Origin of the sequence: Streptomyces sp. NPDC127108, assembly GCF_042677545.1 — a bacterium.
In the GTDB taxonomy this organism is placed as follows: Bacteria; Actinomycetota; Actinomycetes; order Streptomycetales; family Streptomycetaceae; genus Streptomyces.
On sequence record NZ_JBHXTE010000007.1, the window covers coordinates 205,907 to 216,079 of the forward strand.

Sequence of the window (10,173 nt, forward strand, 5' to 3'; positions counted from 1 at the left end):
CTGGGTATTTCACGCCATCCGACGGGTCCCCCCAGGTGTGCGCCCGGCTCTAACCTGGCCGTCCGTGAGCGGGAGGGGGCGCCCATGGCCACAGCTGCGGGCGGGGGCACGGCGACGAGGCGCGACAGGGCGGTCACCGCGGCCCGGAGGGCGGTGGTGGTGCTGCTGTGCGCGGTGGTCGTGGGGTGTGCCGCGTGGGCGTCGGACGAGTGGGGGGACACCACGCGGCGGCAGGTGGCCGCGCAGTTGCGCGAACGCGCGCAGCCGCGGCCGGGGGTGGTCCCACCGCCGGCCAACACGGGCGTGCCCGTGGCGGCGGCGAGCTTCCGGCCTGGCAAGGGCGGCAGCGGCGAGATCGCCGTACGCGTCAGCCGGGCGAAGGGGGACGACTGGCGGGTCACCTCGCGCTACCGGCTCCGCCTGCGCGAGTCGGACCCGCTCGTCACGAGCCTCCGGGCCACGCCGAGCCTCTTCAGCCAGGTGTCCAACGTCATCCCGGGCGGATACGGCACCCTCCTGGCGATGCAGCCCGCCGCCAAGGGCGCCGCCTACCCCGTGCGCTGCACGGTCAGCCAGGCGTCCGGGCGCGGCACCGTGACCGTCACGGCCGAGTACACCGTCACCTTCGCCGATGTCCGGCCCGGCCGTCAGCTCTCCTTCCACCTCAGCTCCCGGGCCCCCGACGGCAAGAAGCGCCCGGTGCCCGACCCGCCGGGCCGCTGGCGCTGGAGCCTGGACGTACCGCACGGCTGGGGCTTCAGCGCCATCGGCCAGCCCTCCCTCCAGACGGCTCGCACCGTCCAGTACGCCCTTCCCGGACCGCCCAAGAAGACGACGTTCGTCAGCGCCGACTTCGTGCGCCCCGCGGCACCGAAGAAGGACGCACGCCCACCGGTCTGGCAGGTCCGCCCCGGCAGCAGCCCCGAGGCCCTGCTGTCCCTGCTCGCCCTCGGCGCCGTCGCCGGTGGGGCGCTCACGGCCTTCCTCACCGCGCCGGGCGGCTCCGCGGCGAGCCCACGGCGGACCCGTGCCGCCATCACGGTCACCGTCACCGCGCTCCTCCTCTCCGTCGCGGCCCTGCTCCTGCACACCTACTCCACCAAGTGGCGGGTCCTGTTCTGGCTCTGGGGATCCGTCAGCTACCCGCTCAACGCGCTGATCACCAACACCCTGCCGATGGAGTCCCGCACCCAGGGCACGCTCCTCGGCACCACCCTGTTCGTCCTGCCGGTGCTCGCGGTCACCGTCACCCTGCATCTGCGCGGCGGACGCTTCCCGCGCCGCTGGGAGCTGTGCATGCTCGCCTCCCCCGCCGTGGCGCTCGTCCTGATGGCCTGGCTCATGGGCGCCGAGGGCTGGACCCGGGCGGTGGTGACCTGTCTGGTCACCGCGTCCCTCGCGGCCGCCACCGTGTACGGGGCGCTGCGGCTCGGCCTGCTCGGGAGCGGCGCGCGGCCCTGGGCGGCGCCGCTCGCCGTGGCGGCCTGGACGGCCGTGGCCACCTCCGTCGTCCTGCAGGTCCTGCCCTGGGACTTCCAGTGGTCCCCCACCGACAACGCCTGGACCATCGACGACCGCACCGTCGGCGTCTCCTGGCCGCTGGCCTTTCTGCTGCCCGTGCCCTGGGTGATCGCCCTGCTGCTGCTGACCTGCCCGCTCCTTCCGCCGGTGATCCGGCCCGGCTGGCGGGGCCGCCTCGCCCTCGGCGCCGTGTTCGTCACCGCCCTGCTCCCCTGGTGGACGACCCTGCGCAAGCCGCAGCGCCCTCCCACCAGCGACCTGTTCGCCCAACTCGTGGGCCAGTGGCCCGGAGACGACCTCATCTACGGCGTGCGCACCATCGCGCCCGGCGCCCAGATCATGTGGTGCGCTGCCGTGGTCGTGCTGGTCGCGCACCTCTACGCCACCGGCACCGAACCGCGCCGCCTGGGCCCCGGCGCCCGGCGCGACTGCGTCACCCTGCTCCTGTTCGCCGCGGCCGCGACCGTGATCGGCCGCCCGGACACCTGGCTGCCCTACTGGACCACCGCCGCCGCGCTCTTCATGGCCTGGGCGGGCGCCCATCTGCTGCTTCCGCCCGCCCGCGCGGAACACGCGAAGAGGCTGCATCGCGTGACCGGCGCCGCGCACGCCCGGCTGCTCAACTCCCTGGCCCGCGCCCTGCTGTTCGCCGAGGGCCGCCACCGCTTCCTGACGTCGTCGCGCGGCACCCTCGCCGACACGTCCCTGCCCGCCGACGACTGGGAGGACAAGTGGCAGAGCCTGCGCAGACCCACCCCGGCGGACGCGGCGCGCGAGACGGCGCGGCTCAAGGCCGTGGCGCTCGGCGGCTCCGGGGGCCGCACCGCCTGGTCCAACGGCCTGACCGCGGTGGCCGCGACGGCGCTGCTCACGCTGCCGTGGACGGCGTGGACGGCGTGGCAGGCCCAGGGCTACAGCGGGGTGCCGGAGGCGGTGACCGTCGCGGGCGCGCCGACCTGCGTGTGGCTCGCGCACGGCTTCGTGTACGGGTACCTCTATCCATGGCTGCGGGGCAACACCCCCGTGGCCAAGGCGGGTTGGATGTGGACCGTGATGTCGGCGGTACAAGTGCTGCTGCTCGTGCCCCGACTGAGGGTGCCGCAGGGACCAGTCGCGCTCTCGGTCTTCCTGCTCCTCGCCCAGAGCACCGTCCTCGCCCTCGGCCTCGCCCTGTACTGGGAGATTCGCCTGGTACGCCGAGCGGACCTCCTCTGGGGCCACATCCGCAACTTCCGCCGCCTGTCGTCACTGGCCACGCCTCTGAGCGCGATCCTGGTGGCGACGATGGCAGCGGTCGCCACGGTGCTGGCGACGACCTGGGCGAACAACGTCACGTCCCCCGTGGAGAACCCCAGCCCGTCCCCATCGGCGACGTCATCGGCACCTGAAAAACCATGACCGGGGGGGAGCGCCCCCGAAGGGGCGCGAAGAACGGCGCGCTCAGCCACAGAGCACCCGCAGCCGCGTCGATGAGATCAGGAGGCACCCCATGGCGGCCCCAAAGGGGCGCGGGGAACGGCGCGCTCAACCACAAACCACCCGCAGCCGCGCCCACAAGCTCAGCAGGCACCCCGCAGCGCCAAAGCCACGCCCCCTCGCGGCTCCGGGGAAACGGAAACCCACCCCCGCCCAAGGCGCCCCCGCCAGCTACCCCGTGGCGTCGGCGAGCGCCAGCTCATGCAGCCGGTCCGGCGGCCCGGGCCGGGCGTAGTACCAGCCCTGAGCCGTATCGCAGCCCAGCTCGCGCAGCTGGTCGGCCTGCGCACCGGTCTCGACCCCCTCCACCGTGACGGCCAGGTCCAGGCTGTGCGCGAGGGACACGATGCCCTCGATGATCTTCAGGTCGACCGGGTCGGCGGGGAAGTGCTGCATGCCCTGGGTGAAGGCGCGGTCGAGCTTGAGGACGCTGACCGGCAGGCGGCGCAGGTTCGCGAGGTTGGAGTAGCCCGTGCCGAAGTCGTCGAGCGCGATGTCCACGCCCATCTCGGCGAGCCTGCGCAGCGGCTTGAGCAGGTCGTCGTCGGCGCCGATCAGCGCGGACTCGGTGACCTCCAGGCACAGGGAGCCGGGCGCGAGGCCCGCGCGCTCCAGGATCTCGACGGTGTCGGAGACCAGGCCGGGGTGGGTGAGCTGGCACGGCGACAGGTTCACGTTGACGCGCACCGGGCCCGCGCCCTGCTCCGCCCCGGTCGCCGCCTCCCAGGCGCGCGCCTGACGCACCGACTGCTCCAGGACCCAGCGGCCGAGCGGCACGATGAGACCGGTGTGCTCGGCGAGCGGAATGAAGCGGTCCGGACTGATGACGCCGTGCTGCGGGTGCAGCCACCGCACCAGGGCCTCCGCACCGCGCACGCTGCCGTCGCCGAGGTGCACGAGCGGCTGGTACTCGATGAAGAACTCGCCGCGCTCCAGGGCCACCGGCAGCGCCGTGGTCAGGCCGTGCCGGGTGATGGCGCGGGCGTCGGCCTCCGGGTCCGCCAGCTCGTAGCGGTTGCCGCCCGCGTGCTTGGCGCGGTACATCGTGATGTCGGCGCTGCGCAGCACCTCGGCGGCGCCGCGCTCGGCCGCGGGTCCCTCGACGATGCCGATGGAGCCACGCACCGTCAGTTCGCGGCCGTCGACGCGGATCGGGGTGGCGAGCGCGTTCATGATGCGTCCGGCCAGCTCGTCGACCTCGTGCTCGGTGTCGGGGCCCGTGGTCAGCGCCACGAACTCGTCGCCGCCGAGCCGCGCGACCATCTCACCGGGGGCGGTGGCGCAGGCCTGGAGGCGGTCGGCGACCTCGACGAGGAGGCGGTCGCCGGCCGCGTGCCCGAGGCTGTCGTTGACGGTCTTGAAGCCGTCGAGGTCCAGGTAGCAGAGGCCGAAGCGGGCGCCCCCGCCCGCCGAGAGCGCCTTCTCCAGACGCTCGAAGAACAGGGTCCGGTTGGGCAGGCCGGTCAGCGCGTCGTGCGTGGCCTCGTAGCGCAGGCGCAGATTGAGCAGGCGGCGCTCGGTGGTGTCCTCCATCAGGGCCAGCTGGTACTGCGGCACGCCGTCGGCGTCGCGCAGCAGGGACACCGTCAGGTTGGTCCACAGGACGGTGCCGTCGGGGCGGTAGAAGGCCTTCTCGACGCGGTAGTGCTCACGGTCGCCGCGTACCAGCTCCTCGTAGAGGCGCCAGACGTGCGGGGAGTCGTCGGGGTGCGTCCACTCGGCCACGTTGCGCCCGCGCAGCTGGTGCTCCAGGCCGCCGAACATGCGGATCAGGGCGTCGTTGACCTCGAGGACCGTGCCCCTGAGGTCGGCGATGCCGATGCCGATGGCGGCGCCGTGGAAGACCGCCCGGAACCGCGCCTCGCTGGCGTGCAGGGCCTCGGCGACGGTGCCGCGCGCGTCGAGGGCCGCCCGGGATATGGCCTCCTGCTCGGCACGGGTGCGCTCGCGCAGCGCCCGGGCGAACCCGGCGGCGACGGCGTGCTGGATCCGGGAGCAGCGGGCCCGCAGCTCCTCGCGGTCACCGGTCTCGGCCGCCGCGCCCTCGTCGTCGGCGGCCGCGCCGCAGTACAGCACCAGATAGGCCTCGACGACGTCGAGCGTGCGGCTCAGGGCCTCCGGCTCGGTGCAGTGCGCCTCGACGAGCGCGGCGCCCACGGCCTCGCTCCCGGCGGCGCGGAACACCCGCTCACCCAGGGCCGTCCGCAACTGCCGGGCGAGCGGCAGCAATTGATTCTCGAACTCGGGGCGGGTGAGCGAGGTGGCGGTCACCGGGAACAGCGCGCGGCTCCAGATCGTGGCGAACCTGCGCAGTCTGTCCTCCGGCCCGTCCTGGTCCGCGCTCAACGCTTGCGCCCCACGCCGGCGAACCCGGAGAAGGACCAGGGGTCCTCCTCCGCGAGCTCCGTGTCGGCCCGCCAGTGCGGCATCGGCACGAGGCCGGGTTCCACCATGTCGTATCCCTCGAAGAACCGCGCGATCTCGGCACGCGATCGCATGATCAATGGATTGCGGATGTCCTTGTACACACCGACGGTCCCGTCGGCCTGTTCCTGCGGGACCGGTATCCCTTCGTACGAGGCGTGCGTCACGGCGATCAGGCTGCCCGGCGGCAGCGCGTCCCGCAGTTCGGCGACCGCCGCGTAGGGATCGTACGCGTCCTCGACGAAGTGGAGTATGGCCACCAGTAAAAGCGCCACTGGCCGATCGAGGTCCAGGAGGCTTCCGACCTCGGAACTCCCCAGGATGTCGCGGGGTTTCCGCAGATCCGCGTAGGCCGCCGCGGCTTGGTCATTGTCTTCGAGAACCGTACGGCTGTGCGCGACGGCGACCGGGTCGTGGTCGACGTACACGATGCGCGCGGCGCTGTCGGCCCGCTGCGCGACCTCGTGGACATTGCCGAACGTGGGGATCCCGGAGCCGATGTCGAGGAACTGCGTGACGCCCTCGTCGACACAGAAACGCACTGCTCGGCGCATGAAGGCACGATTCGCCTGAGTGATCTTGGGGAGCCCCGGCATGAACTCCATCGCCTTGCGCGCGGCCTCCCGGTCCGCCTCGAAGTTGTGCGAGCCGCCCAGATAGTGGTCGTACATCCGGGCCACGCTCGGCATCGTGATGTCGATGCCCGGCGGGGCCCAGTCGGGACGCTCCATCAACACTCCAAGGCTTAGGCGTAGTCAAGGCGAGCCGGTGTTCGAAGGTGAGGCTACTGATCGTCAGCCAACGGAGCGAGTCAAAACGGAAATTGGCCGTCCGTTCTCGGTCACTGCCTTTGGCAAGTGCCGCACACAGCCCAAAGAACCGGTCCATTCCTTCCCTTTGGTGCGGAAGGAACGGACCGGTCGGCGTGGGGGGAGGCTGCCGTACCCGATGAACCGCGCTGACTACTTCGTGGCGCCCACCGCCTTCCCGGTGGGCGCGGCGGCGAACCAGGTGCCGCCGACGCCCTGCCCGTTGATGTCGCCGGGCTTCTTGTCGCCCGCGAAGGTGTAGAGCGGCCAGCAGTCGATCGTCTGCTGCTTGAGGCCGTCCGGGCGGTTGAAGGTGACGAAGCCCTTCTTCAGGATGCCCTTGGTGTCGTTCTTGGCCACCGGCTTGACCACGGGCCACTTCTCCAGGCAGGCGCCGGTGCAGGCGGACTTCATGGGCCAGGCGGAGTCCTTGGTGAAGCGGTAGACGGTCATGCCGTTCTTGTCGACGACGATCTCGCCGAGCTTGGGGTCGTTGCGGGTGGAGAGTCCGGCCAGGTCGGCGGGCTGAGCGGCGTCGCCGCCGGAGTCCGCGCCCGAGTCGGCGGCGGGCGCGGCCTTCTTCCCGTCGGGCGCGGCGGCGTACCAGGTGCCGCCCACGCCCTGCCCCTTGGCGTCGCCGGGCTTGGCGTCCTTGGCGAACCGGTACATCGGCCAGCCGTCGATGGTCAACTGCTTGGTGCCGTCGGACCGGGTGACCTCACCGAGCAGCGACTTGTCGACGCCGGGGGCGGCCTTGGCGCCCTTGGCCGCCACCACGGGCCAGGCGGTCTCGCAGGCGCCGTCGCAGTTGGACTTGGGGGGCTCGGCGGTGTCCTTGTCGAACCGGTAGAGCGTGAAGCCCGCGCTGTCGGTGACGACCTTGCCGAGCTTCTTGCTGTCCCACACGGCGAGCTGCCCGGCGGCCTTCGCCTTGCTCGCGCCGCTCCCGGAGTCCGAGCCGTAGCCGTTGCCCGAGCCGTAGCCGTCGCCCGCGCCCGCCCCGTCCTTGACCGGGGCCTCGTTGCCCACGTTCTGGCCCTTGGGGGTCTGCTCCCCCTTCTCCTGACCGCACGCCGTCGTCAGCGCCAGCATGGCCGCAGCTGCCGCTACGAGAGAGGCGCTCCGCCAGGCCCTGGGGGAACCCCCTGATACATGCTGCATCTTCAACTCCCGCTTTGTGCTTGGCTGTTGTGACGCCAGTAGCGTCCCGGCGACGCCTGCTGCGTCACGCATGGCCCTAGGTACGGGCGGGACCGGGCGAAGCGTTCAACGCGGCCTAAAAAAGTTTCCGGCGCCGCGGGAACGGTCGCCGCGGCGCGCCCCGCGACCGGCGCGCGAACCCGCGTGCGGCCGGTCCCACGTTCGGACGATTGGCCGCCCGCTCACGCCCGCGCGAGGGAGGGCGCGGTCCATGATCTCGATCGTGCCCGGATCCTCCAGGGGCCGTACGGCCCCCGTCACGCGCGCCCTCGCGCTGCTCACCCTGGCCTGGCTCCTCGGCGCACCGGCGGGTGCCGCGGCGGCCCCCGCCGACGCGTGCGCGTACGCCTCGACCGGTCAGGGCGGAGCCGTCGTCGCTGGGAGCGGCCCGGGGTGCACGCCGCCGCCCACACCCCCGCCGAAGCCGAAGCCCACGCCGCCGAAACCCTCCCCGAAGCCCCCCAAGACGACACCTCCCCCCAAACCCACACCGACCCCCAGGCCGACACCCCCGAAGCCGACCCCCGCGCCCACTCCAGCCCCGACCCCCGAGCCGACGCCTCCACCCGAGCCGCCACCATCCCCGGCGCCCGCGCCGCCACCGCCCCGCGCGGCCCCCGCACCTCCCGCGCCCCGCCCGCCCCTCACACCCCCACCGACCGTCGAACCCCAGGTCAAACCCCCTCCCCCGGCCACCCCCAAGACCCGCCGCCCCGCCCCGTCACCCCCGCCCGTCGCCTACCCCGTGTACCACGCGCCACCGCGCAAACAACCGCCCCGCGGCGGGCCGTCCCTGGTCTCGCTCACCCTGCTCGTCACCGCGCCCGCAGTGTTCGCCGTCGCCGCCCTGCGACCGCGCTGACCGCCGGAGGAACTCTTGTCGGAATGGCTTGTTCTCACCCTCGCGATGGCCGCCGCGTGCGCCGTCGTCCTCGTCATCGTGGTGCTCCGGCACCGACGAACCTCCACGGACTACGACACTTCGGAAACTCCGGATGTCATGGAGTACATGACGATGATGATCGGTGTGGTGTACGCCATCGTCCTCGGCCTCGCCATCGCCGGGGTGTGGGAGGCCCGCAGCGCCGCCCAGGATCATGTGCGTGCCGAGGCCCAGGCCCTACACGAGGTCCACGAGCGGGTCCGGGTGTACCCGCAGGAGGCCCGGGAACGGATCCGTGACGATGTACGGGCGTATGTCGGCCATGTCGTGACCACGGAGTGGGACACCATGACCGAGCGCGGCGAGGTGACCGAGCGCGGGGACGAACTGCTCGCCCGGCTGCGGAACGACGTCACCGACTACGAACCGAAGTCCGACTTCCAGGCCCAGGCCTACCAGCCCCTGATCGACCAGGTCGCGCTCGCCGACGACGCCCGTGGCGCCCGCGCCGACAGCGCGGAGGCCACCATGCCGGGTGTCGTCTGGTTCGGCCTCATCACGGGCGGCCTCGTCACGGTGGGCCTCATCTTCGCCCTCCAGATCCGCCGCACCGCCCGCGAACTGATCCTCGCCGGGCTCTTCTCGGCCCTGATCGCCTTCCTGCTCTTCCTGATCTGGGACTTCGACGCGCCCTACAGCCGCGGCATCGCGGCGACGGCTGAGCCGTTCGAGACGCTGTTCCCCGACGTGCGCGGCTAGGGCCCGTCGGGCCGGGCGGGCATCATCCTTCGGGAGGCACGGATCCGATCCCGCCCGGCGGCCGCGGGGGCCACCGGCCCTGGGGAAGTACCGGTGGCCCAGCCGCCGGACGCCCCCGTGTTCCCCCGTGGCGCTCCATCCGTGCGGCATATGCGTCATCAAACCCCCCGACCCCGCCCCGCGGGGAGTGTGTGCGCCGGGCCAATGTGTGCGCGGCGCGCACACGGCGTGTGACCCGCACGGACCCGCGACCGCCGGACGTCCGTGTTCCGTTCCGGTCCGCGCCTGACGCTCTGCCACATCCCCGCGCCCGCGCCGTCGCGCCGCGCCGCCCCGTTCGCCTGTCCGGCCCACAGGAATGCCCCGTTCGCACGACACCGATCGCGGGTGCACCGGGCCCTGCCTAGCGTTCGGGGCATCGAGGTGCATATCAGGCGCAAGCGGAAGAAGGTCCGCGGCTGCTCCTCGGGGACCCGGAGGAATTGCTCATGCGCGCGATACGCGTCGCTTCGGCCGCTCTGCTCACCGCCACCGCCCTCGCCCTCACCGCGCCCCCGGCGTCCGCGGCCGTCGCGGGCGAGGAGAACATCACGTCGTTCGGCTTCCGGGTCACGCCGTCCACGATCGCCGCGGGCGGCCAGGTCACGCTCAGCGTCGACGGCTGCGAGCACAACACCAAGGTGACGTCGGGCGTCTTCGACGACGTGACCATCCCCAAGGGCCAGTCGTCGGCGACCGCGATGGTCTTCTGGGACGCCAAGCCCGGTGCCATGTACGAGGTGACGTTCACCTGCGGCCAGGAGTCGGGCACGACCGACCTGACCATCGTCGGCGGCCACTCCAGCAGCAACCCCACGCATCACCCCACGCCGCACCACACCCGTGGGGTGAAGGCGGGCGTCGGCGGCAGCTCCGGCGGCTTCGACGGCCAGCAGCTCGCCCTCGGCGGCGCCCTCATCGCGGGCGTCCTCGGCACGGCGTACTACTGGACCCGGCGGCGCACCGGCCAGGACGAGTCCTGACGACCAGTCCGACCCACCCAGGCCCACCCAGGCCCACCCGGCACAGGGGGGCGGCCCCGGCCCGGTGCGGGGACGCCCC

The 10,173-nt window shown here is 72.7% G+C and carries 7 protein-coding genes; 4 read left to right on the forward strand and 3 right to left on the reverse strand.

The genetic code is table 11. The features are described 5' to 3' along the window. Positions 1-84 precede the first annotated feature (84 nt). Complete coding sequence (locus tag ACFVHO_RS08495; protein WP_385711520.1) at positions 85-2,919, forward strand: hypothetical protein; 2,835 nt, start codon at positions 85-87, stop codon at positions 2,917-2,919. Positions 2,920-3,168: 249 nt separating this feature from the next. On the opposite strand, the gene ACFVHO_RS08500 is transcribed toward ACFVHO_RS08495, so the two are convergent. The 3 genes from ACFVHO_RS08500 to ACFVHO_RS08510 form a co-directional block, all read right to left on the reverse strand. Then, positions 3,169-5,343, reverse strand: a complete 2,175-nt coding sequence (locus tag ACFVHO_RS08500; RefSeq protein WP_385711522.1) for a putative bifunctional diguanylate cyclase/phosphodiesterase — start codon at positions 5,341-5,343, stop codon at positions 3,169-3,171. Then, on the reverse strand, positions 5,340-6,152 hold the full coding sequence (locus ACFVHO_RS08505) for an SAM-dependent methyltransferase (RefSeq protein WP_385711524.1): 813 nt from the start codon (positions 6,150-6,152) through the stop codon (positions 5,340-5,342). The genes ACFVHO_RS08500 and ACFVHO_RS08505 overlap by 4 nt, the downstream gene beginning before the upstream one ends. Positions 6,153-6,383: 231 nt before the next feature. Continuing rightward, the gene (locus ACFVHO_RS08510; protein ID WP_385711526.1) at positions 6,384-7,391 is read right to left on the reverse strand and encodes an SCO0930 family lipoprotein; all 1,008 of its coding nucleotides are present in this window, start codon (positions 7,389-7,391) and stop codon (positions 6,384-6,386) included. Between the two features lie 250 nt (positions 7,392-7,641). On the opposite strand from ACFVHO_RS08510, the gene ACFVHO_RS08515 reads away from it, so the two are divergent. The 3 genes from ACFVHO_RS08515 to ACFVHO_RS08525 all read left to right on the forward strand — a co-directional run bounded on the left by ACFVHO_RS08515 (position 7,642) and on the right by ACFVHO_RS08525 (position 10,094). Next, entirely contained in the window at positions 7,642-8,292 is a 651-nt protein-coding gene (locus tag ACFVHO_RS08515) for a hypothetical protein (protein WP_385711527.1), read from the forward strand. A 15-nt stretch (positions 8,293-8,307) separates the two neighbouring features. After that, positions 8,308-9,072, forward strand: a complete 765-nt coding sequence (locus ACFVHO_RS08520) for a hypothetical protein (RefSeq protein WP_385711529.1) — start codon at positions 8,308-8,310, stop codon at positions 9,070-9,072. A gap of 488 nt (positions 9,073-9,560) precedes the next feature. Beyond that, positions 9,561-10,094, forward strand: coding sequence for a hypothetical protein (locus ACFVHO_RS08525; RefSeq protein WP_385711531.1), 534 nt, complete (start codon positions 9,561-9,563; stop codon positions 10,092-10,094). Positions 10,095-10,173 lie beyond the last annotated feature (79 nt).